This is a genomic window from Maribacter confluentis, from assembly GCF_030505015.1.
Lineage (GTDB): Bacteria > Bacteroidota > Bacteroidia > Flavobacteriales > Flavobacteriaceae > Maribacter > Maribacter sedimenticola.
Genome location: NZ_JAUKUC010000001.1, coordinates 2,891,173 through 2,915,014, shown reverse-complemented (window position 1 = coordinate 2,915,014; position 23,842 = coordinate 2,891,173). Strand labels below are relative to the sequence as shown.

Here is a 23,842-nt window from a genome sequence, read left to right as displayed (position 1 = left end):
GGCGTTTAACATACTACTCATCACGCAATGCTTCAATCACATGGATTCTGGCCGCTCGCCAAGCAGGAAAAAAACCTGCAATGGCACCTGCCACAACCAATACGATTACCGTAGTCAATGCAACATTAAAATCTACGGAAGGATTGAGTATATAGTCAACTTCTATATGGGGACCTACAAGTTCCAATAGCCCCATACTAAGAATAAGACCAGAGAAACCAGCTATTGCCGTTATAAAAATAGCCTCATGCAATATCATACCGACTATGGACCATGGTTTGGCCCCCAATGCCTTTCGTATGCCTATTTCCCTAGTTCTTTCCTTAACTACTATAAGCATAATATTGCTCACCCCCACAATACCCGCAATAATGGTACAGACACCTACAAACCAAAAGAAAAACTTAATGCCCCCCATAAGGGAATAAAAACGTTTTGCCTCTTCCATAGGATTATAGACCTGTATTGCACTGGTATCATCCGGAGCAACGGTATGCGCCTGTTGTAGATAAGATTTTATTGCATTTTTAAATTGAATGGATTGTACCACGGCAGTCTCAAAATCCTTGGCTGGAGGTAATGTATAGGCCAAGTTATTAATATAGTCCGCCCCATTGAAAACTTGCTGTGCCGTGCTTATAGGAATATAGATGCGGTCCTCTTCCCGCTCTCCTCCAATATCTCCATAAACCCCAACAATCTTAAAAGAAATACCGGATACATCAAGGATTTCACCAATAGGGCTTTCAATGTCCTTAAAAACCTCCCGCTTTATTTTATTGCTGATAATGGCAACCTTTGATTTTAAGTCTACATCTTGCTGGTTAAGAAACCGACCTTGTGACATAAACTCATTCTCAATGAACTGAAATTGGGCACTTACCCCTTGTACATTGTACGCCAATGATTCCTTACCGTAGTTGACAAAGGAATTTCTAACAAATAGTCGAGGTGATTTATGTTCAATTTTGTCAGCCAGCAATACAGCCGCAAAATCATAGTTTTCATTGCGCAATTGTATTCGCCTACCAGGATTCATACCCTTATATTCCTTTGTAGTAACTCCCGGCCACACCCAAACACTGGTAGCCGCATCTTGTTCAAACTCCTTGGCGATACCATTTTGCATACCTTGCCCAAACCCCAATAAGATGACCAAAATAAAGATTCCGGAAGCTACGGAAAGACCCGTTAGGAAAGTGCGCAGTTTATTCTTGCGAATAGTATCGAAAATTTCCTGCCAACGTTCTAGATCGAACATATGATTGATTAGTTTGATTGATTGATGTGCGCAATATTGCTATTGCACAACTATAAGACTAATCAATTTAAAGTTTGTTACACTTAAATGGTAAAAAATATTTGCATATTAGGTTGTACGCATTTTTCGATAGATGAAATAGAACAGACCACCGACCAATACATAGGGTACCGCCATTAAATAAACAATGCCGTTATTGATACCTTCCGCAGCCTTACCAGTAGACTCGCTTTCCAAAACCGCCCTACACATTGCACATTGCGCATCCATATCTATAGGAAAACATACAAAGGCTATGATTATAAGTAGTATAATTTTTTTAGTACGCATAATAAGGAGATATCATTAAATAAACTACGACCCCTGTTACTGCAACATACAACCAAACAGGAAACGTATATCTGGCCAAGGACCTATGTTCCTCAAACTTTTTAAGATAAGCTTTTGCATAAGTTCTCAACACTAAAGGAATCAATGCTATGGAAAGTATGATATGGGTTATGAGAATAAAGTAATATACATATGAAATTAAGCCATCACCACCAAATGGAGTGGAATCTGAAGTCATATGGTATGCAATATACATCACCAAAAAAAGTAACGATAACACAATATTGACGGTCATTAAATTTTGATGTAATTTTTGATTACCATTTTTTATGGCCCATACCGCAACCAATAATAAAACGGCCGTTAAACCATTTATAGCTGCATAAATAGGTGGCAAAAAAGATAATGGGGCCACATTAGGTATTTTAATTCCAAAAAGTAAGGCTACCACAACAGGAATTACTATGGAAACTACCGTAATCATCCTATTAAAATTCCGTTCATCTGAAACTTTCCCTTGCATACATTTTTGTTTATTCTTGTAACAATTTTTTAATATCGGTCCTTAAAATACCTATTTCCTCTGTCTCGCCATGATCATTGGTTTTTTCCTGTTCCAGGATTGCCCCTCTGTAATAGACAATAGGATTACCAAATTCATCCTTCCTAGAACGAAGATATCCCTCTTTGTCAACCAATGCAAACAGACCGGAATGCTCAAACCCGCCAGGAACCTCAGGCATTTCCGCCGCAAAAATATTGAACCCACCATTGGCCAAATCATAAATGGCTTCTTTATCCCCAGTCAGCAAATTCCAGACCTCGGTATTAATGTTATATTTTTGGGCATATTGCCTCAAAACCGATGGGGTATCAAACTTTGGTGTAATAGAAAATGATGCAATACCAAACTCATTGTTTTCTTTGAAGGTGTTCTCTAAACTAACAAGGTTTGTGGTCATTACAGGACATATACTTGGACATCTTGTAAAGAAAAAATCCACAACGTACACCTTGCCCAAATAATCCCTATCCGTAACAACAACACTATCTTGGTTTACAAAAGAAAAAGAAGGTACTTTACGTTTCTTTCCATTTAGCAAGATATAACCTAAATCATCCGTTTGTTTTGAAATAACACCGTTTAGCCTATCATTCTGAACAACAGTGCCGGTAGACATTCTATCTACAATACGAGGTATGACGATAATTCCAAAAATAAGAACAATCAATGACACCCATACATATGTATATTTCTTATTCATTACTTGGTTCTTTCTGCGTTATTCTTTTTCAGTGCCAGTCTATATTCTGCCAATACAATTTTGACATCATCTACCATTTTATTGTTCAGATCCGACACCAAGCTAGAATTAAAACCGTACTTGGTACCATCATCCTCATCATCCGTACGCCCACGAAGTGCCAAGTCCTTATCTATGACAAATACATAAGGGGAACCCAAATCTTCACCTAATGAAATATCCGTTTGTAGACTTTCAAAAACCGCTTTGATTTTTTCGGGACTGTCAAATACAAAATGCCATTTTTCTACATCTGCCAAAGTTGCAAGTTCTTCTTTAAGTTCTTTGGATTTTTCTTCCGCACCATATGGTAGCATCATTACAAATTGAAAATCCTTAAACTCGTGAAAGCGTTTATATATTTTCTGATTTAAGTTGAAGGCATTTCCTTTTCTATTATCTACACTGGAACCCAAAAAACCTAATATGGTGATATGGTCCTTAAATTTGACCTCACTGTCCACAACATTCAATTCCCTGATATTTTCAGTAAGCACAGGCAATCTGCCAAAATTATTTACACCACTGGCAAAAAATAGGTATGCTACTATAGGAAGCACAAATAAAACAACAAGTATAAAGGTCTTCTTCATATTAAATAAATGCATTTAGCATAAAATCCATTGCCGTACCTGCCAAAATCAGCTTAAAAAAGAAACTATACAAAAATAAAAAAGACGGCATTAAGACCGTCTTTTAATTCTGTTAATAATACCTTAGAAATTCCAACTAACAAAGCCGTCTTTATAAACATTATAAATATAATCCGCTTCTACCAGCAATATAAAGACCAGATAAATAATCAAGAAAATAGGAGTCCAGACAATTGCTCTTCTAAGCGATGCTTTTTCATCTCTTAGGTGCATAAAATCCCATGCAATATAGTAAGCCTTTACCAAGGTTAGAATAATAAATATCCAGTTAATTAACTTCATTCCCAAAAAGTAGGTATCTGTTAAGGATACTGGCTTTATAATACCTAAAACAACCTCTACTGCAGTTATTAACGTTAGAAACGCTAAAACTCCCCAAATCTTTTGTGTATTGGACTTAAACTTAACAAGTCCCCTAAAAATTTCCAATTTATGCCCGTGTGCCATTTTAATACAATCTTTTAAATATATCTATCGTAGAACTATTGCCCTGTCTTAAATTAAACCAAGTAGAAAAAGGTAAATACAAATACCCATACCAAATCTACAAAGTGCCAGTATAGACCAATTTTTTCAACCATTTCATAGTGCCCCCTTCTCTCGTAGGTACCCAAAATAACATTAAAGAATATAATGATATTGATCACCACACCAGAAAATACGTGAAAACCGTGAAAACCAGTTATAAAGAAGAAGAAATCCGCAAAAAGTCTGCTACCATATTCATTTCTTATAAGGTTGGCTCCTTCTACGACCATAGTAGCATCTGCCAATTTGGCTAATGACGCCTCTCTGTCCAAAAGGGTTTTTTCCCCTTCCTCATTGATCAACTCAGTTCTTATCAAAATATTTGGATCAGCTTTAAAACCTTCTATCACCTCGTTTAAGGAGTAGGTTGGAAGTTCGCCTTCATCAAAAAACCAAATACCGTTCTTTCTTTCATGTGCCACCCTTTCACCAGGAATAGTCACTGCAAAATCCCTTAATGCAGCACGTTCGCCACTATCAGCCTTTACGAACTGTAAAATTCTACCGCCTTTGGTCTCTAACGCGCCGTGATCACCCTTTATAAACGTTCCCCATTCCCATGCTTGCGAACCAACGAAAATAGCACCACCAATAATTGTAGCGAACATATACCAGATTACGGCATTCTTTTTCATTTTATGACCAGCATCCACAGCCAACACCATAGTAACGGACGACATAATCAAAATAAAGGTCATAAAGGCAACATATATCATAGGATAGTTACCATGAAAAAAAGGAACGTGGGTAAATACCTCGTCCGCAATGGGCCATGTTTCAATAAATTTAAATCTTGAAAAACCATAGGCCGCCAAAAAGCCTGAAAATGTTAAAGCATCCGATACCAGGAAAAACCACATCATTAATTTACCGTAGCTTGCTCCCAATGGCTGGTTACCACCACCCCAAACGTTTGTTTCCTCTGCCGTTGTCACCGTAGAATTCATATACTAATTATCGTTTTAATAAAACTTTAGCAAATTTACATTTTTTTGAACTATATAAAAGAGCAATTTGCCCAAAACTTAAATTGAACCACTTTTTATTTTACAAAGGTCATAAATAGCACTAAATAGAGCCATAGGAAATCTAGAAAATGCCAAAAAGTTGCGCCTAATGACAACCCTAAATAATTAGTTGAAGTATACCTGCCCTTACTATGATTGTATATAACTACCAATAAGGATATGATACCGGCAACTAAATGCAGGATATGAACCATGGCAATTAAAAAAACAAATGACATTTTAATACTACTAGTAGGACCTGTAAAATAGTACCCGTTAGCCACTAATTGCGAAAAGCCTTGAAATTGCAATACTATAAAAACTATGCCCAGCCCTAATGTAATCCACAACCATAGCTTAGATCTATCTCCTTGACCCTCCTTTACAGATTTTTTTGCAAGAAAATAGGAGATACTACTTAAAATTATTACGATGGTACTATAGAAAAATGCTTGGGGCAAATCAACATCACTGGCCCAATCATCCCTAGACCTACTTACGATATAGGCACTTGTCCATCCAGCAAAACTCATGATCATACTTACGATCCCAAACCAAAGCATCATCTTTTTTGCCCTTGCATTTTTATCTTCCGGTGTACCCTGTGTTAAATCCATATTAAGCTGAAAATTTATCGATTACATATACAATTTGCATTAACGTTATATAACTAACGCTTGCCAACATTAATTTTCTTGCGGAGGCATTATCCCTTTGTCTATACAATTTAAATGCAAACCCTAGCATTACCGCACCCATGACAAATACTAAAACCGCCGCCGCAATAGACAGGTGCAATCTACCCGTAATACCAAAAACAGGAATAACAGAAATGACCATCATCCATATGGTATACATAATAATCTGTAATACCGTAGCCGCATCCTTTTTTCCTGTTGGCAGCATTTTAAATCCTCCACTTTTATAATCCTCATCCAACATCCATCCTAAAGCCCAAAAGTGAGGAAACTGCCAAAAAAACTGTATCATGAAAAGTGTTCCCGGCTCTATACCAAATTCATTGGTTGCCGCTACCCAACCCAACATAAAGGGTATGGCCCCAGGTATGGCACCTACAAATACCGCAAGTGGGGTAATGGTCTTTAAAGGAGTATAGACACTAGTATATAGAAAGATTGAAATTGCCCCGAACATAGCTGTTTTGGGGTTTAATAAATAGAGGGTCACCACTCCTAACAATGTCAGGACTACTGCAATGGCCAATGCTGTATTCGCCGACATTCTACCGGCAGGAACAGGTCTGTTCCTAGTGCGTTTCATCAATACATCCAAATCTTTTTCAATAACCTGGTTATAGGCATTACTTGCCCCGACCATACAATAGCCACCAAAGGCCAATAACAATAATTGAACCCATTGAATTTCGTACGCACCTAAAAAATATCCTGCAATAGAAGAGAAAACGACACTTATAGCTAACCTAGCTTTGGTAATTTCCTTAAAATCGGCAAACATTAATGCTAGCACATTATTTTTCGCCGAACCCACAGCCGTTTTCATAATTTGATTAATAGATCTACAAAGATAACCCCCAAGAGATATTTCTGCAACCATAACCCCTTTTTTAATACTATACGGCTTAAAACAAAGTATAGTTATTCACAGTTAAACAACATGAATAGAAATTACGACATCAAGGCCAAATTTATCAAATGACAATAAAGATAGGAGCAGAAAAAACATATATGCTTAGCACAAAAAAAAATCCCGAGTACTACACTCGGGATTTTTATATCATTAGGAATAGTAACTTCTACTATTGTAATTTAAAATTTATCGGAATACTAAAAGGTACACGTACAGCTCTACCCCTTTGCTTACCAGGTGTCATTCTTGGAAGCTTGTTGATAATTCTAGCAGCTTCCTGTTCCAAGTTTTTGTCCGGTCCACGCATTCTAACGTTACCGATAGTTCCATCTTTTTGGATAACGAACATTACACTAACCCTACCTTGTACACCCATTTCTTGGGCAATTTCAGGATATCGGAAGTTTTTACCGATATGCTTTTGAATCATGGTATTGAAACAAGCTCTTTTGTCACTTTCATTTTCACAACCAGGAAATACAGGTACATCTTCAATAACCGCGAAAGGAACATCTACGTCTTCTTCGATTTCATCGACGACAACGTCTTCAACCTCAACAATCTCTTCCTCTTGACTAGTTTCAGTAGATTCAATTACCGTTTCCTCAACTTCTTCCTCATCTTCGACAACCTCTATAATTTCAGGCGCTGCCGGTGGTGGTGGCGGTGGTGGAGTTTTGATTTGTTCTGTCATTGGAACCTCTTCATCCAATAAATCATCTACGTTCATAGAAATATCATAGTCATTGACCTCATCATAGGTTTTCCACTCAAACGCTACATAAGTAAATAGCATTACCGCGAACAATCCAATAACAAAGTATAGGCTGCTGTTCTTCGTTAAATCCGCTTTAGGATTCTTTTTAGGTTCCATATATATTCAATTTAGTGATTGCTAATTTAACTAATTATTCCATAAAAATGCAACTAATATTTTCATTTTAACGATGGCTTTGTAAAAAACCGCGTCCGTATGAAGAACATTCCTACGATGGCCCCGCATGAATTAGCCAATGCATCCAGTATATCGCCATGTCTATCCGTTGTTGCCATATGCTGAAATACCTCAATAACTATGCCGTACAATATTGCAAATAACATAATGTATATCACCCCTTTAAAGGAAGCTAACTTAACAACACCACCATTGGTTTTGGCCAAGAATGAAATGATGACCATTACCGAATAAAATGTAAAATGGATGGCTTTATCCAAATGTGGAATATTGAACGTTGAGGTATCTACATCCGAAAAAGAAAATAAGCTGAAAAATGTTACGAACATCATCCAGCTTATGAACAAAAATTTATAAACAAAGGCTTTAGGCACCAATAATTTCTTTATAGGCTTCTGCACTTAATAAATCGTCAATCTCACTTGAATCGGAAAGTTTGATTTTCACCATCCATCCTGCACCATAAGGATCGGTATTTACTTGCTCCGGCTCGTCTTCCAAAGACTCGTTAAACTCTACGATTTCTCCAGATAATGGCGAAAAGAGATCAGATACGGTTTTGACGGCCTCTACGGTTCCAAAGATAGCTTCGCGATCTAAGGTCTCATCTAATGTATCTACTTCCACGTATACAATATCTCCTAGTTCCCCTTGCGCAAAATCGGTAATGCCAACAGTAGCAATATCACCATCGATTTTTACCCACTCATGATCCTTTGTATATTTTAATTCAGCTGGTATGTTCATTATATGATTTAATTTTTTACTTCGGCAAATGTAAAGTTTTATGCCAAGGTTATCAAAAAATAAATTAAGCTAATATCTCTTAGAAAAATTAGCATTACCCACCCCTATAATTTAGTCCCCAAATTACTAATTACCAAAATTGTAACGTATGGTAAACCCTGTATTTATTGTCGTTTGCGGGAATGCTGTTGAAACCGCAAACTGTGAAAATGAATGGTCATAAAAGAACAAGGCATTCAATTGTTTGCTAAGGGCATAGTCTGCGGTAAACTTTAACGACATTAAATTTTGTCCTGAAGTAATCTGATTATTGTCGATATCCAAATTTCTTATGATGGTAATATTATCCCTAAGCGTAACATCTGCCTTTAGGTTTAGGTCTCCTTTTAACCTAGTTTTAGTGCCTCCAATATTGGTCACCAATTTTACATCCTTAAAGCGGTAACCTAAACCTACGGTATATTCCTTACCGTTTATCTCTGTCATTAAATTGTTATCAAAACTTAGCGACATGGCCCTATCCGTTCTAACCTCAGCCAATACGCTAATAGAATTCTTCATTTCAAAATCTACACGTGCCAATGGGTTAAACTGATCCGTAAGGAATACATTGTTCAATATTAAATCTGGCAATATGTTTCCGGTCTCTGGATCTGTAAGTGCTATACTAGGATCGGCAATTCTATTTTTGCGTAGTTGCTCCTTCTCCAAATTGGTTTGAAAAGAATTAATGCTATATGCGGAGCGATACCCATGGCTCAATGAAAATCGTTTGAACTTCTTCTTAAACCATTTGTTCTTCATTAATCCGGTATACTTAATGCTCCAATTTGGAATTGGTATATCCCTAAACGTATCTAAATTAACACGACCGGCATCTTGACCCGTGTAGGCCGCAAAAAATGCGGGCAACAGAACATTTTGCTGTGTTTTTCCATAGCCTTCAGGAAATTCGCCATTGGTATTTAAGGGTATATTATTCTCCAATGCCAACCTATTGGCTATGGTAAGCCTATTTTCCTTGAACTGCTCAAAATTAGCAGAATCAAATTCATCGCTCCTTCCAAAGGCCGTACCTATCATCATAGTAGAAATACTAAAACTGCCATAGGTATTGCCCAATTGAACCTTATACTCTTGATCTTCTACATTGAAATTCTCCTGATAGCTATTGGAATACTGTCTATCTGCCACAAGATCTATTGTAATATCCCTAGTGGGCTGGGCGGTAGCCGTAATATTCAATTGCTTGTTCGTTCGCTGTACAAATTGTTCGTTAAACTCAGGAAACGCAGTTAACCAGCCATTTCTAGCCGCTTCAAACCTAACGTCTGCCTGACTACCAAAAATAAACCCTACACTAGGCCTTGCGGTACCTATGAACCCCACAGATTGGGTATAGCCAGGTAGCACTGTACCATTGTTTTCACTATAGTTCAAGTTTAATCGCTTTACCATGGTAACGACATCTACTACGGTATTGAAAAAATCACTGGTTTTACCTTTAATTTTTTCTTGATCTTCAGCAGGCACACCCGCTTTGTCCCTTCTAATTGGTCCGGCAGCAGCGGCTTTTGGCGCAGAACGTTTCTTTAACCCGATCATATCATAAAACTTCTGCAATGTTAGCGAAGAAGTTATGGTGTGTGTATTAGCATTTTGGACGGTGTTGATATCCGAACCTACTACCTGCCTGACCGCATCCCCGCCTCGCTGCCAATCAAAATTACTGGTATAGGTATATTGGGTATTTATGAAGTCCAAAGCCGGAATCTTGGCAAATGGCACCTCATAATTTAGTTGCATCTGCTGAGAATGCCTGTTGGGCTCCCCTACATCAAAGAAACCATCCCAAAGACCTAGGGTATTGTCTATTCTATTGAACGAATCTTCCGGTTCATTTTCATTAAAGTAATTTCTAATGATATTATTATTAGATCCCGTTAAATTCAATCTTAACGATTTGGTCAAATTATAATTTATGGCATATTGCCAATTAAATAAGTAATTACGTTGTTGTAATTCTGGAAGTTCCAACCTATCCACACCTTCTTCCCTAACATCCCTAAAACGTTGCGCATTGAACTGCCTGTTAATATTTGAGTTGACGCCGATAGTAGATGGCAATAAGTTAAGGTTCAAATCTTTTAACCATTGTAAGTACTTACCTGTAAACAATGAATCCTTTTTGGCAAAAGGCGCGACCTCCACAGGTTCAAAACTATGGTTATAAACAAAACCGGTATTGACGCTCTGGTCACGCAACTGCGCAATCTCAAAATCGCGATGATCGGTTTCATTATAGCTATAGTTGAATGTAAAGTTTTCTATGTCGTAAAAATTGGCATCTGCCTCATCCCCCCGATCTTTTCTTAGACCTATAACATTAATACTTGTTCTTTTTGTATAATCCTCTGCTTGTTCCCGTATTTCATCTGCGGTTTCTTGATCTGGTGCCGCATCTATTAGATCATCAAGCTTTAAATCATCATAAACGGGATCAAACTCCGGTGTAATTACCTGTTCTGAAATGCCGTAATTGAATGGAATTTGTATGCCCCATTTTTTTGGAAGCAATTGCCCTACATTAACATTGGTGACAACATCATACGATATAGCATCTTCCCGAGCACGTTCATTGGGCATTTGGTCTATACTACCAAAACCGGATGTACTGGTACTGCCCGTTGCACTGATATTGGCAAAATCCGCTATATTGGCATCTACGGAAGCCACAGCTGCCCAACCGCCATTATTGTCCAGTCCTGCAAGACGTAATTCATTGAACCAAACCTCACCCCTGGCCGGTAAAATATCCTGATTTTTAACCCCCACCATAATACTCCTTATACTACCTAGGGAAGGGTTACCTTTAATTCCAATACGTACCTTACCCGGTGTACGCACATCAAATTCATCAACGGGAACAACTTCCCCGTTTTCGATTTCAAAAAATCGCATTTCATTTAATTCTCCGCCTGTAATCCATAAAGATTTTACCTTGTTCAAATCACTAAGCGCAACGGTCAGTTCATTGATTTCCGGCCAAATCTCCGTATCGGAAACTGAACCAAAAGGAGTAAACTGTAACGGAAGCTCCATTTGGTAATAGTTCTGTGAGAAATCCGTACCAATGCGGAGAAACCCTACCAATGGGGTACTGGTATCCGCATAATCACTATCCACAATTTTTTCAGCATGCATGAACATTTTCAATTGCTCATACTGGCGTATATCTATATTTAGATTCTTAAATACACCACGGGCATCCTGTGCCTCTAGATTTTCAACAAGTAAAGAGAGAGATTGCTCATTTTGACGAATGATCGTGTTATTATTATTCAATTGCTCCCTGACAACGCCCGGTGGCAGAACATAAGGAATAGGGCTTCTATTGCTATTTTCTTCTATGTTTACCGTATTTACATCTAATGAAGTTCCATCATCTGCAGGATTGTTGTCAATATCCGGATCTTGTAATGTTTTAGTGTAAGTACGCCAGTCTCCCCTCACCAGGTCCAATGTCGCAAAACGTAATACGGTTGGAGAATTAAACCCGGTCATATACATCCTCATAAAACTAATGGATCTAAAATCCGTAATTCCGCCAACGGCATCCGTAAAATCACTTAACGGAATTTTATATTGAATCCAACGATAACTTACCTCATCGCCATTAGGTATTCTATTTCCAGAAGCTGTTCCTTCCCTTATGTCGGTAACATATTTATCATTGATCGTGGTATTGGGTTTTATAGGAATACGGTATTCATAATAACTATTAACCGTATTCATGGTAAGGTCACGATCAATGTCCTCAACATCCGGTAAGGTGGTAGACCCCCTATTGGTATTGGTTACCTCTACAGGTGAGTTACCATCCGGACTGTTGAAATCTACATAACGTTCCAAAATACTTCCTTCCCTGTTTAAATAATACCGATAATTGTCCAAAGCAGGATCATCGCCCCCATTGTTGGTAAAGATGTCGGCTTCATTAATATCGTTCAATCCGTCATAACCAATATCCTGTAAATTTCGGTTTTGTTCACTGGCATCAAAGGCATAGACCAAAGATTGTGTTGCCGGTACTTCTCCCCATGCAGTAGGTGCAACAAAATCATTGCTATCTACACCGGGCAAACCGTTTTCGTATTGTTTTTTACCATCCCGTAATATATCCTCAGAAATATTACCAAGGTTGATGACCAATTCACCAGAACCGGTAGAGATACCATCAACATATGGGTCCATTACCCAGAATTGGACAAATTCCACATTACTTTGTTCAAAATCCGTACTGCTCAATGCACGCATCATACCCCCCCATTTATCGGTAGGTAATTCAGATTCAAAACTTGGGTTGTTGTTATAGGGTCCCTTGGTAGCTGGATAATAAACCATATCCAATGTTCCCTGTACCTGTGTTTGTCCTTGGGCTACATCGGTTTGTGGAAAAACCTCATCTATAAATACCCTACGTGTTGGGTTAATGGAAATATCGTCATCACTGATCCCTGATGGTCTTTGATTGGTATAGAAAATAGGATCAATGGTGTACCAAGCCAATTTGGCCCTGCCGTATCCGTTCAGTAAATTATCTGCGTCTTCAGGAGAAGTGCCATAAAGCTGACCGCCGTTGCCAAACTCCAACGGTGTACTGGAAATTGTCCAACCTAAGGAGGCACGTATATCTATTAAAGCTTGCGCCCCTTCAAAATCATCCAAATATGTGGTGGTCTCCCCTTCAAAATTTGCATTCTTTGGAGAATTAGGCTTCAACATGGCCATTTCTGCACGAATAGACACGTTAGAAGGCACATCAGTATCTATATTGGGGAGTTTATTCACCATACGGGTCAACCAGGGTACTTCGGTAGAAAAGTTTCCGTTTAGACCAAAGATCGTATTGTTTACAGGCTCAACACCAAAATTGGACTTTTGGGTCAAAGGTCTCTCGTTCAAGTTCAACAGCGTTGCCCCCAATACAAACTTGTCCGTAAATTGATGTTCCACATTTACCCCGGTAAAACGCCTAGTCTGTTGACCAAAAACAGCATTGTTTTCTACGGAAATATTAATTGGAACATTGGAAGCCTCTAAACTAGGATCTAATATTTGTACCGTACCCGCCTGATAGTTAACGGTATAATCAATACCTTCCTGCAATTGTCTACCACCTGCGGTAACACGAACAGAACCCCTAGGCACATTAAATGCCCCTATAGGAATACCGTTACTACCTTCTGATTTGTATTTACCTTTTAATAAAAATTTATTCTTTTCCGGATCCTGAAGTGCCGCCGCCTTGGTCAATTCATACATATCCTTGAATACGTATTTCCCTTGGTTGGCATTATAAGAAGTTTCATCCCCATAACTAGCACTGTTTCCGTTTTCCAATTCTTGGAATAAAAATTCACCAAACGGCTCTACTTTGGTAAATATGATACGGCCACCTTGAATATCTATGGTCTGTCCCGGTACAAAATCAAAAAAACCGTCCCCTCCAGGCTGTATATCGTTATAGACATTTAACCTATCCAAATTAAATACACTTAACAAAATACGTTCCTCAAGACCCTCTGGCCAACCTGACCCTGGCCCTTCTTCTACTGGAGTTATGTAATTCCTTGGTGTTGGGTCGGAATAAAGAATATTCAATTTAAAATCTTCCTCACTTAAACGAAAAGCGCCCGTAGCATAAATATTCTTCATCATTAAATCCCAAATAGGATCGCTGATATTGGTAATATTACTTTTTAGCAACTTTAAGATCAAGGTATTATTTTCGATAATAGGATTAGCACCTTGAGATATGGTAGTGGCTTCTAGTCCGCCATTGGCAAATTCCCCTACTTGGTAGACTTCTCCCTGATAGGTATATTGAAAGGCAACTCCTAAAACTTCATCGTTACTTAGACGTTGGTTCAATGAAATATATCCCAATTGTGAATTAAATTCAAAATCCCTACCCTGTTCCAACTTTCTAGCGTTCTCTAAAATGGCATAGTCAAAACCTTGGTTAACGGAATATCCGGGAATATCAAAACCACTCTCCACGGTTGCAATCTCCCTAATATTTTCATTCAATGCACCGCCACCACTACTGATCAGTGCCGGATCATAATCATTAGCACTGTTTCGCGGCCTAACATTTAAACTACCGTCAAAAAAACCGCCACCACCGCCATTCTGTGCAATTCTGGTATTCCCAGCTTCCGCCTCACCTAAATCCTGAATGGCAACGACATTACGTACATTAAGCGTTTGTTGGCTTCTATTCGTGACCCAAACTTCTATACGTGTAATCTGTACTTGACTTTGTATGTACGGATATGTTTCCAGTGCACGATCGTAATTGTCCCTAAAATAATGAGCCAGGAAAAAGTGCCTGTTCTCATCATAGTCCAGCGCCGTTAATGAAAACTCGTTCAATGTACCGCCCCCTTGGGCAACTACGGTATTGTTTTGTGAACGTTGCTCTGAAAACACGGCGGTAACCGAAGTTTTACCGAACTGTAATTTTGTTTTTACACCAAATAGACTTTGCGCTCCCTGTATTAACGAACTGTTTAAAGGCATATTTACATTACCGACCTCAATGGATTGGATAATATCATCTTCTGTTGGCGTATAATCCAATTTTACGATGTTCTGGAAATCAAACGTAGCTTCCGTATCATAGTTGGCATTAACCTGTAGCCGTTCACCAATTTTACCCAACATACTAAGGCTAATACGCTGGTCAAAATCAAACGATAGGTTGGTTCTATTTCGTGGGGATAAAGAAGGATTATCGTTTTTCTGCCAAATGACCCCAAGATCCATTGCAACGGAACCCTGCGGAATAATTTCTATGGTATTACCTCCAAAGATGGACGTAAAGAAATTATTGTTTACATAAAAATTGGGCAACAAGTTTTTACGTGCCTCTTCACTTCCTGCTTTTTTACCGGAATAGGCATCTGACTTTTCCTTGAAGTAAGATTTAATACCTTCTTTTTCAATAAGGGCAAAATATTGTTCCGGTGTCAGAATAATAGGGTAGCCAATATTAAAATCGCCAACACTTTCATTATAAATATAACGATCAAGTTTAGGATCATAAATATATTTGGATACAATACTATCTGGATTCTCAATTAAGATCCGACCTAGATCAAATCCTGTTTTTACAGAATCTATCTCCTGCTCTTCCGTTTCTTGACCAAAAGCAATGGTTATGCTTCCAAAAAACGCAAAGAATAAAAAGATATACTTAAAAGAAGTTTTAAGATTTTTAATCGCCCCTTATTTTTAAACTAATTACAAATTTTTGAGCGCGAGCTTAATAATTTCCTCTACGCTTTTAGAAGCATCTTGACCAAGCACTTTATCGACAACCCTTTCTGCCTGTTTACGTGCGAAGCCTAGAACTTCTAAAGCAGATAACGCTTCATCTTTATTTGTATTGTTTGCATTGAGCGAAACTTCGTCAATATCATAGACTTTTAATACCTTGTCCCTAAGATCCAAAATTACACGCTGTGCGGTTTTGGCACCGATTCCTTTTATGGATTGAATTGTGGCTACATCGCCATTGGCAATGGCATCCCTAATTTGCAGTGGTGAAAGCGATGACAACATAGTTCTTGCGATGCTTGATCCAATGCCGGAAACCGAAATCAACAACCTAAAAATTTCACGTTCGGATTTTTCTACAAAACCATAAAGGGTGTGGGAATCTTCCTTTACTTGAAGGTGGGTAAAAATTGAAATACTTTCATCTTCAGGTAATTTTGAAAAGGTATTCAATGAAATATTCACAAAATAACCAACGCCACCACACTCCACAATAACATGTGTTGGGTTCTTTTCAATTAACCTACCTTTTAAATGATGTATCATACAACTTAATATTAATTAGGGAAATGAAACCGTAATCATTTCCCTATAGTATGGTTTTCTTATTTGGCTTCCTTTGCCTTTTTACGTTTTACCCTTTCTTGGGCGTCTATTACGGCAACAGCGGCCATATTTACTATTTCATCTACACTTGCCCCAAGTTGCATGATATGGACCGCTTTGCGCAAGCCAACCATAATTGGACCAATGGAGTCTGCACCATTAAGTTCCTTAAGTAACTTATACGTAATGTTAGCGGAGTCCAAATTCGGGAAAATTAACGTATTCACCTTTCTACCGGCCAATTTTGAAAATGGGAATTTACTTTCATGTAGTTCCTTGTTCAATGCAAAATCTGTTTGAATTTCACCGTCCACTACCAAATTAGGGCATGTTTCATGTAAAATATGCACAGCTTCCTTCACCTTTCTTGCATTAGGGTGAACAGATGAACCAAAGTTGGCATAACTTAACATGGCCAATACCGGGTCAAAACCAAAGGTTGTCGCTACATTAGCCGTCATTTGGGCAATATCCGCAAGTTCTTCAGCATTAGGCTCAATATTGATGGATGTATCCGCCAAGAACAATGGACCCCTTTCCGTAATCATAATATTTACGGTAGCCACTTTTTTGACCCCTGTTGCCCTACCTATAACTTCTAAAATTGGTTTTACTACCGTTGGATAGGCCCTTGAATAACCAGATATCATACCGTCCGCATCTCCTTCCAAGACCATCATTGCCCCAAAATAGTTGCGTTCACGCATTTTTATTTTGGCACTGTAAAAAGTTACACCACTACGTTTACGGCTTTCCCAATATTTGGTAGCATATCTAATATGGCGCTCATCAAACTCCTCTGACATTGGGTCAATGATATCTAGATCGGCATCGAACTCCAATTCTTTTTTCAATTCAAGGATAATTTCCTTTCTACCCAATAGAATAGGTGTTGCTATACCTTCTTCATGTACAATTTGGGCCGCCTTCAATACATCTAAGTGATCGGCTTCCGCAAAAACGATTTTCTTAGCGTTGGTTCGTGCCCTACCATGAAGTAACCGCACGACCTTATTGTCATTACCTGAACGCAACATTAACTCTTCACGGTACTTGTCCCAGTCCTGTATAGGTGCTTTGGCTACACCACTTTCCATAGCTGCCTTTGCAACGGCAGGAGGTATCTCATATATTAATCGTTGATCAAACGGTTTTGGAATTATATATTCCTTTCCAAACGCCAACCTGGTTTCCCCGTAGGCAATATTGACCTGTTCCGGCACCGGCTGTTTGGTAAGGTCTGCCAAGGCTTTAACGGCTGCCATTTTCATAGCTTCGTTTATAGCAGTTGCCCTTACATCTAACGCTCCCCTAAATATGAAAGGGAAACCTAATACATTGTTGACTTGGTTAGGATGATCCGACCTACCTGTGGCCATTATGATATCCTTGCGGGTATCAATGGCGAGATTATAGTCAATTTCCGGATCAGGGTTGGCCATTGCGAATACAATTGGATTATCCGCCATGCTATTTAACATTTCCGGGGATACGATATTTGCGATGGACAATCCTACGAACACATCTGCATTTACCATTGCTTCTTCTAGAGTATCTATTTTTCTATCCGTAGCAAATTCCTTTTTACTTTCAGCCAAGTTTTCTGCATCCTTACGAATGACCCCCTTACTATCTAGCATTACAATATTCTCAGCCCTTGCACCAAAAGCCTTGTATAATTTTGTACACGATACCGCTGCGGCGCCGGCACCACTGATTACTATACGTACATCCTCCATTTTCTTATGGGCAAGCTCCAATGCATTCAACAACGCTGCTGCCGAAATAATTGCAGTACCATGTTGATCGTCATGCATAACGGGGATATCCAATTCCTCTTTTAAACGACGCTCGATCTCAAAAGCTTCAGGCGCCTTTATATCCTCTAAATTGATACCACCAAACGTTGGTGCGATCATTTTAACCGTTTCTATAAATTTATCTACATCCTCGGTATCCACTTCAATATCTATACCGTCTATATCGGCAAAGATTTTAAACAGCAATCCTTTACCTTCCATTACAGGTTTGGATGCCTCAGGACCAATATTACCCAATCCCAATACGGCAGTGCCATTAGAAATAATAGCTACCAGATTTCCTTTAGAAGTATATTTATATACATTTTCCTTATCCTTTGCGATTTCCAAGCAAGGTTCAGCCACACCTGGCGAATAGGCCAAAGCAAGGTCTCTTTGAGTACTGTATGGTTTTGTTGGAACTATTTTGATTTTACCAGGCTGTGGCTTTGCATGGTAAATAAGCGCTTCCCTTCTTTGCTTTTCCTTGCTCATGTTCTATAATTTTATTCGTCAAATTTAAAGGTATTCTTTAAAAGAGCGAGAAAAGAACGCAGTTTTATATTAAGAATAAAGCTACGATATCAAAGGGAGTATAAAAGAGTGGAATATTTAAATATCCACGGCTTCTTTTTTGTTTTTCACATTTAACCGCATAGCAAAAATTGCAGCAAGAACAAAGAAAGCACCAGCAAACAACATGGCATTAATTGCATTGTTACCCAACAAATATTTATAAATGGGGCCAAAGGTCAAAGTTTCAATTCCCATAGGAATAACGATCATCATATTTAAAATTCCCATATACACCCCACGCCTTTCTTGGGGCACCACTTTAGATACCATAGTATAAGGAATTCCCATCATGGCCGCCCAACCTATACCAAATAAGACCATGGGGACCAGCACCAAAGTTGGATCTTGAATAAACGGAATTGAAAATAATGCAATGGCCGTACCTACCAAACTGAGCGCATAAACTTTTTTACCACCATATTTTAAGGTTAAAGGTACCAAGGCCAAGGCTACGACCATAGTTACTATATTATAAGTTAAACTCATCTGTGCAGACTGCGATGCCGCTTCTCCAGTGCTGTACCCCATGGTCAATTTAAACAACGGAGTAGTATACTGCCAATAGATAAAAAGAGCATACCATTGAAAAAGGTAAACCGCACCCAATTTCCACATGAATTTTGGCATTTTCTTTATAGATTGGGAAATTTCCTTGAACGGCAAAGCAATTCTTTCCAAAATTGATTTGCCCTTGGCTTCGTTTATTTCCGCAAGCTCTTCTGTGGTTGGTGGAATTTCCGGAGTTTTTAGTACCGACCAAAGGATAGTGGTGATGGATAAGATGGCTCCAATATAGAACGAGTAATACAACCATGTGGGGATGGTCCCTGCCGCTTCAACAGAATCCCCACCGAATAGGTATTGAAAAAGTACAATAGATCCATTTGCCAATAAAATACCCGCACCAACGAACAGGCTTTGCATTTGATACCCTAGACTTAATTGTTTTTCTGGCAATTTATCACCTACAAAAGCCCTATATGGTTCCATGGCCATATTATTACCTACATCCAAAATCCACAAGAGTCCTACGGCAAACCATAAAACCGGACTGGTAGGAAATGCAAATAGGCACAAACTACCTAAAATGGCCCCAATTAGAAAATATGGTTTACGGCGCCCCCAACGTTCAGACCAAGTTTTGTCTGACATAGCGCCAATTATTGGTTGAATTACCAAACCTGTAACCGGGCCGGCAATGTTCAAAATAGGTAACATTTCCTCTGGTGCACCTAAGTATAAGAATATAGGGTTTATTGCCGTCTGCTGAAGACCAAAACTGTATTGGATTCCTAAAAACCCAACATTCATATTAAATATCTGCCAAAAACTTAAACTCGGTTTACTAAAATTCATAATACTTCAATATTATTCCTATCCACTAAGGTCAAACAATATAGCATTTTAAATAAACAGCAACGATATATGTACACAAGAATTTCAAAGATATTACAACGATAACGTTATAGTTTATACCCCTTGATTGCTTTTATAAAAGTTCAACCTCTTTTTGACCTTCTGTATAGGTAATCTTTAGATCTAGCGTTGTCAGGTTTATGTACAGTGCAACCCAATCATTATCCTTTTCCCACCTTATATTCAAAATAGTAGGCTCCGTTGGCAGTATATTAAAAGTACCGTTAAAAGCTACATGACTATTTCTTAAACGCATTAATTTTTCGAATTTTTTAAAGAAAGGAGTTTTTATATGGGCATCTATTTCTTGAATATCATAATAGTGCCTATTAATATCTCTACCTACATTAGTTTTGGTCAAGAGTTCCATATCATTTTCTCCAGAAAAAAGTCCTACATAATACACTTGAGGTATCCCAGGCACAAAAAACTGAATGGCTCTAGCCGCAAAATAAGCTCTTTGGTCTTTGCCCAGCGCTTCAAAGTAAGTACAATTTACTTGGTATAAGTCTAGATTGGAAGCCGCAGCGCCTGTAGCCTTTCTACTGGTATTTCCACTATTGGTGTGCATACGCTCTACAATATCGTCTAAGGTATTGTCATCTATCAATCCTTTTTCCCCATTTTCCGATGCCACATCTATAATACCAATACCGTCATGTGTATCAAGTACCGTTATTGCGTTTCTTGGACTTATCTCCAACCAATTTTTTAAATTTTGGGCATTGGCATTAAACAGGGTATCCAAAACTAGGACCGGCAATGCAAAATCATATACAAAATCTACTTTTTTGGCTATTTCAATTTGGGTTTTGTAAAAAGAATGAATTTCAACAAGAACGGCTATTCCCAGGTTTTTGGCTTTTACGGTAAGCTCATCAATAAATGTAAAGGTCTCATCGATCATAAACGAACTAGTACCAGCTTTCTTTATGGCATAACCGGCAGCATCTAGCCTGATCATATTAACCCCAGCTTTTTGAAACTCGTTTAAAATCCCATCCAAATAGGCCATCCCTTTTGAAGAATACACATCAATATCTATTTGATTGGTGGTAAACGTTGTCCAAATTATACGTTCCTCTCCATTGGCCATTTTCATTTTGGAAAATGGGTAACCCGGCCTAGGTCTATAAATTGCCAAAAGGTCTTGCTCTGTAGCTCCTTTAGGAAAAACCTTGTCGAAGGTTAAAAAAAGCTCAGCGTATTCGGAATCCTCCCCATGTTTTAAAAAATCTTGAAATTCAGATGACTTTGCGGACATATGGTTTACGATCAGGTCAGCCATTACATCTACCGATCCACTAAGTTCCTTAAGGTTGTTCCAATTCCCTAAACGCTCATCTATTTGCTTGTGATCAATAGGGTCAAAACCCGCATCTTCCCCATCAATTGGATAATAAAATGGAAGCAAATGTACACCTCCAAACAATCCTTTTAACTGATTTTGCAACAACAGATCTAAGCCATTAATATTCTCACATCCTAGCCTATCCACATAGGTAATTAATTGTACTTTATTATTCATTGGGAATGATTATAATTGATATTGAATTAGTGCTTTTAAACAGGGTGTTTTTCACTAATCAAAACCCAATATAGTACTTAAAACCTTAAAAAATAAGCCGGTTTTACCAATACGGACCAGTAAACAAATTTCAAACGTTTGCGTTGGATAAAAAAATAAAAACTTTAGAATTCCACTATGCAGAAGATTAAATTTCACCCATAAAACCTTTTGCAAAAAAAAGATTATTCTGAACTTTTTAGAAAGTCAATATTACGCTGAAGTCCATTAAATTTAGTTCGCTTGACAGCCGATTTTTTAAACACTTTTTTGAAGACATCCTCGGTAATTTCTTCCCAGTCATTTTTTGTCATAGCCAATAGATCTGGATGAGGGTTGAACAATGGCTCATTATGGGGTTTGGAAAACCGATTCCACGGACAAACATCTTGGCATACATCACAACCAAAAGCCCAATCGTCAAAAGAACCCTTTACCTCTTTGGGTAGTTCATTTTTCAGTTCAATGGTGAAATAGGAAATACATTTGCTGCCGTCCACAACATAAGGGGCTACAATTGCCTGTGTAGGGCAAGCATCCAAACAAGCGGTACAAGTACCACAATGATCGGTAACGGCCTGGTCATACTCCAGCTCCAAGTCAACGATTAGTTCTGCTATGAAATAAAAGGAGCCAACCTGCTGTGTAAGTAGGTTACCGTTCTTTCCGATCCAGCCCAAACCGCTTTTAGCTGCCCAAGCTTTATCCAAAACCGGAGCAGAGTCTACAAAGGCCCTACCATGAACCTCGCCAATTTCATTGGTAATAAATTGTTGCAACGCTCTTAGTTTTGTTTTGATTACATGATGATAATCTTGACCATATGCGTATTTGGATATTTTATAGGTGTCATTAGTTTGGGTTTCCTCTGGATAATAATTGAGCAATAAAGAGATGACACTTTTTGAACCTTCTACCAATAATGTGGGGTCCAACCGCTTGTCAAAATGGTTTTCCATGTATGACATTTGTCCGTGCATATTTTTTTTCAACCACTTCTCAAGTCTTGGCGCTTCTTCTTCCAAAAAACCAGCCTTCGATATACCACATGATAAAAAACCGAGGCGTTTGGCTTCGGTTTTAATACTTTTTGTCCATTTGCTTACTTTATCTATGCTCAAAATAAACCTGGTTGTATACCTCCTTTTATTCTTCCAAGGTGCCTATAGGCCAATTCAGTAACTTCACGTCCGCGTGGGGTACGCATAATAAATCCTTGTTGTATTAGAAAAGGCTCATACACCTCTTCTATGGTTTCCGCACTTTCAGAAACTGCCGTGGCCAATGTGGTTATCCCTACGGGCCCACCTTTAAACTTATCTATAATGGTAAGCAGTATCTTATTATCCATTTCGTCTAACCCATGGGCGTCTACGTTTAAAGCTTTAAGGCCAAATTTGGAAATCTCCATATCTATAGTACCATTGCCTTTTATCTCCGCAAAATCCCTTACCCTTCTTAACAACGCATTACATATTCTAGGCGTTCCCCTACTTCTACCCGCTATTTCAATAGCAGCTTCATGGGATATTGGTACGCGTAATATTTCCGCGCTACGTTCAACTATTGTTGAGAGCAGTTCCGTGGAATAATATTGTAACCTGCTTTGTATACCGAACCTGGCACGCATTGGTGCGGTCAGCAGTCCTGATCGTGTGGTTGCACCGATTAAGGTAAAAGGATTTAAATTAATTTGTACCGAACGTGCATTTGGCCCGGTCTCTATCATGATATCAATCCTAAAATCCTCCATGGCGGAATACAAATATTCTTCTACGATAGGACTTAGACGATGTATTTCATCAATAAACAATACATCTCTCTCATCTAAATTGGTCAAAAGTCCGGCCAAGTCCCCAGGTTTGTCCAAAACAGGCCCAGAGGTAATTTTAATCCCAACACCTAATTCATTGGCCAAAATATTGGCCAAGGTTGTCTTACCAAGACCTGGTGGACCGTGAAAAAGAGTATGGTCCAAGGCCTCTCCCCTTCTATTTGCCGCTTCCACAAAAACTTTTAAATTTTCAAGAACCTGTTCCTGACCTGTAAAGTCATCAAAATTTACGGGCCTTAACGCTCTTTCTATGTCCAACTCTTCATTGGAGAAATTTTCCGAAGACGGGTCTAAATGCTCATTCATA

General features: G+C 38.5%; 19 protein-coding genes. All 19 read right to left on the bottom strand.

Translation table 11 applies throughout. From position 1 onward, the window contains the following. Positions 1-13: 13 nt before the first annotated feature. The 19 genes from Q2T41_RS12610 to ruvB all read right to left on the bottom strand — a co-directional run bounded on the left by Q2T41_RS12610 (position 14) and on the right by ruvB (position 23,841). Positions 14-1,261, bottom strand: a complete 1,248-nt coding sequence (locus tag Q2T41_RS12610) for an ABC transporter permease (RefSeq protein ID WP_304436376.1) — start codon at positions 1,259-1,261, stop codon at positions 14-16. Between the two features lie 108 nt (positions 1,262-1,369). Beyond that, a complete protein-coding gene (locus Q2T41_RS12605; RefSeq protein WP_144804559.1) occupies positions 1,370-1,591 on the bottom strand; it encodes a hypothetical protein in 222 nt (73 codons plus the stop codon). Then, positions 1,581-2,114 carry a DUF420 domain-containing protein gene (locus Q2T41_RS12600; RefSeq protein WP_304436375.1) on the bottom strand — a complete coding sequence of 178 codons (534 nt, stop codon included), beginning with the start codon at positions 2,112-2,114 and terminating at the stop codon, positions 1,581-1,583. The genes Q2T41_RS12605 and Q2T41_RS12600 overlap by 11 nt, the downstream gene beginning before the upstream one ends. 10 nt (positions 2,115-2,124) lie before the next feature. Further along, positions 2,125-2,856, bottom strand: coding sequence for an SCO family protein (locus Q2T41_RS12595; protein WP_304436374.1), 732 nt, complete (start codon positions 2,854-2,856; stop codon positions 2,125-2,127). Then, positions 2,856-3,488: a hypothetical protein gene (locus tag Q2T41_RS12590; protein WP_089259351.1), complete on the bottom strand. Its 633-nt coding sequence runs from the start codon at positions 3,486-3,488 to the stop codon at positions 2,856-2,858. Before Q2T41_RS12590 ends, Q2T41_RS12595 begins: the two co-directional genes overlap by 1 nt. Positions 3,489-3,611: 123 nt before the next feature. Then, on the bottom strand, positions 3,612-3,995 hold the full coding sequence (locus tag Q2T41_RS12585) for a cytochrome C oxidase subunit IV family protein (protein ID WP_089259350.1): 384 nt from the start codon (positions 3,993-3,995) through the stop codon (positions 3,612-3,614). 53 nt (positions 3,996-4,048) lie between these two features. Then, entirely contained in the window at positions 4,049-5,023 is a 975-nt protein-coding gene (locus Q2T41_RS12580) for a cytochrome c oxidase subunit 3 (protein WP_144804553.1), read from the bottom strand. 95 nt (positions 5,024-5,118) lie between these two features. Beyond that, on the bottom strand, positions 5,119-5,700 hold the full coding sequence (locus Q2T41_RS12575; protein ID WP_089259348.1) for a cytochrome c oxidase subunit 3: 582 nt from the start codon (positions 5,698-5,700) through the stop codon (positions 5,119-5,121). Position 5,701: 1 nt separating this feature from the next. Further along, positions 5,702-6,604, bottom strand: a complete 903-nt coding sequence (gene cyoE, locus Q2T41_RS12570) for a heme o synthase (protein ID WP_304437442.1) — start codon at positions 6,602-6,604, stop codon at positions 5,702-5,704. 256 nt (positions 6,605-6,860) lie between these two features. After that, positions 6,861-7,565 (bottom strand): energy transducer TonB, encoded by a 705-nt coding sequence (locus Q2T41_RS12565; protein ID WP_304436373.1) that lies wholly within the window; start codon positions 7,563-7,565, stop codon positions 6,861-6,863. A 62-nt stretch (positions 7,566-7,627) separates the two neighbouring features. Beyond that, entirely contained in the window at positions 7,628-8,047 is a 420-nt protein-coding gene (locus Q2T41_RS12560) for a VanZ family protein (RefSeq protein WP_304436372.1), read from the bottom strand. Next, complete coding sequence (gcvH, locus tag Q2T41_RS12555) at positions 8,013-8,393, bottom strand: glycine cleavage system protein GcvH (protein WP_304436371.1); 381 nt, start codon at positions 8,391-8,393, stop codon at positions 8,013-8,015. The genes Q2T41_RS12560 and gcvH overlap by 35 nt, the downstream gene beginning before the upstream one ends. Positions 8,394-8,519: 126 nt before the next feature. Next, the gene (gene sov, locus Q2T41_RS12550; protein WP_304437441.1) at positions 8,520-15,650 is read right to left on the bottom strand and encodes a T9SS outer membrane translocon Sov/SprA; all 7,131 of its coding nucleotides are present in this window, start codon (positions 15,648-15,650) and stop codon (positions 8,520-8,522) included. A gap of 51 nt (positions 15,651-15,701) precedes the next feature. After that, positions 15,702-16,283 carry a Holliday junction branch migration protein RuvA gene (ruvA, locus tag Q2T41_RS12545; protein ID WP_089259343.1) on the bottom strand — a complete coding sequence of 194 codons (582 nt, stop codon included), beginning with the start codon at positions 16,281-16,283 and terminating at the stop codon, positions 15,702-15,704. A 59-nt stretch (positions 16,284-16,342) separates the two neighbouring features. Further along, the gene (locus Q2T41_RS12540) at positions 16,343-18,637 is read right to left on the bottom strand and encodes an NADP-dependent malic enzyme (protein WP_304436370.1); all 2,295 of its coding nucleotides are present in this window, start codon (positions 18,635-18,637) and stop codon (positions 16,343-16,345) included. A gap of 117 nt (positions 18,638-18,754) precedes the next feature. Further along, the gene (locus Q2T41_RS12535; RefSeq protein WP_089259342.1) at positions 18,755-20,074 is read right to left on the bottom strand and encodes an MFS transporter; all 1,320 of its coding nucleotides are present in this window, start codon (positions 20,072-20,074) and stop codon (positions 18,755-18,757) included. A gap of 133 nt (positions 20,075-20,207) precedes the next feature. Next, positions 20,208-21,662, bottom strand: a complete 1,455-nt coding sequence (gene gtfA, locus Q2T41_RS12530) for a sucrose phosphorylase (RefSeq protein WP_304436369.1) — start codon at positions 21,660-21,662, stop codon at positions 20,208-20,210. Between the two features lie 224 nt (positions 21,663-21,886). After that, positions 21,887-22,816: a tRNA epoxyqueuosine(34) reductase QueG gene (gene queG / locus Q2T41_RS12525; protein ID WP_304437440.1), complete on the bottom strand. Its 930-nt coding sequence runs from the start codon at positions 22,814-22,816 to the stop codon at positions 21,887-21,889. Positions 22,817-22,818: 2 nt separating this feature from the next. Then, a complete protein-coding gene (gene ruvB / locus Q2T41_RS12520; RefSeq protein WP_089259340.1) occupies positions 22,819-23,841 on the bottom strand; it encodes a Holliday junction branch migration DNA helicase RuvB in 1,023 nt (340 codons plus the stop codon). Position 23,842 lies beyond the last annotated feature (1 nt).

Bases quoted from the DNA above. Each gene is read 5' to 3' on its own strand.
- Q2T41_RS12595 (WP_304436374.1), bottom strand. From the start codon at position 2,856: ATGAATAAGAAATATACATATGTATGGGTGTCATTGATTGTTCTTATT.
- Q2T41_RS12580 (WP_144804553.1), bottom strand. From the start codon at position 5,023: ATGAATTCTACGGTGACAACGGCAGAGGAAACAAACGTTTGGGGTGGT.
- Q2T41_RS12535 (WP_089259342.1), bottom strand. From the start codon at position 20,074: ATGAATTTTAGTAAACCGAGTTTAAGTTTTTGGCAGATATTTAATATG.
- cyoE (WP_304437442.1), bottom strand. From the start codon at position 6,604: ATGAAAACGGCTGTGGGTTCGGCGAAAAATAATGTGCTAGCATTAATG.
- Q2T41_RS12590 (WP_089259351.1), bottom strand. From the start codon at position 3,488: ATGAAGAAGACCTTTATACTTGTTGTTTTATTTGTGCTTCCTATAGTA.
- Q2T41_RS12600 (WP_304436375.1), bottom strand. From the start codon at position 2,114: ATGCAAGGGAAAGTTTCAGATGAACGGAATTTTAATAGGATGATTACG.
- Q2T41_RS12605 (WP_144804559.1), bottom strand. From the start codon at position 1,591: ATGCGTACTAAAAAAATTATACTACTTATAATCATAGCCTTTGTATGT.
- Q2T41_RS12565 (WP_304436373.1), bottom strand. From the start codon at position 7,565: ATGGAACCTAAAAAGAATCCTAAAGCGGATTTAACGAAGAACAGCAGC.
- Q2T41_RS12540 (WP_304436370.1), bottom strand. From the start codon at position 18,637: ATGAGCAAGGAAAAGCAAAGAAGGGAAGCGCTTATTTACCATGCAAAG.
- Q2T41_RS12610 (WP_304436376.1), bottom strand. From the start codon at position 1,261: ATGTTCGATCTAGAACGTTGGCAGGAAATTTTCGATACTATTCGCAAG.
- Q2T41_RS12575 (WP_089259348.1), bottom strand. From the start codon at position 5,700: ATGGATTTAACACAGGGTACACCGGAAGATAAAAATGCAAGGGCAAAA.
- gcvH (WP_304436371.1), bottom strand. From the start codon at position 8,393: ATGAACATACCAGCTGAATTAAAATATACAAAGGATCATGAGTGGGTA.
- ruvB (WP_089259340.1), bottom strand. From the start codon at position 23,841: ATGAATGAGCATTTAGACCCGTCTTCGGAAAATTTCTCCAATGAAGAG.
- Q2T41_RS12585 (WP_089259350.1), bottom strand. From the start codon at position 3,995: ATGGCACACGGGCATAAATTGGAAATTTTTAGGGGACTTGTTAAGTTT.
- gtfA (WP_304436369.1), bottom strand. From the start codon at position 21,662: ATGAATAATAAAGTACAATTAATTACCTATGTGGATAGGCTAGGATGT.
- ruvA (WP_089259343.1), bottom strand. From the start codon at position 16,283: ATGATACATCATTTAAAAGGTAGGTTAATTGAAAAGAACCCAACACAT.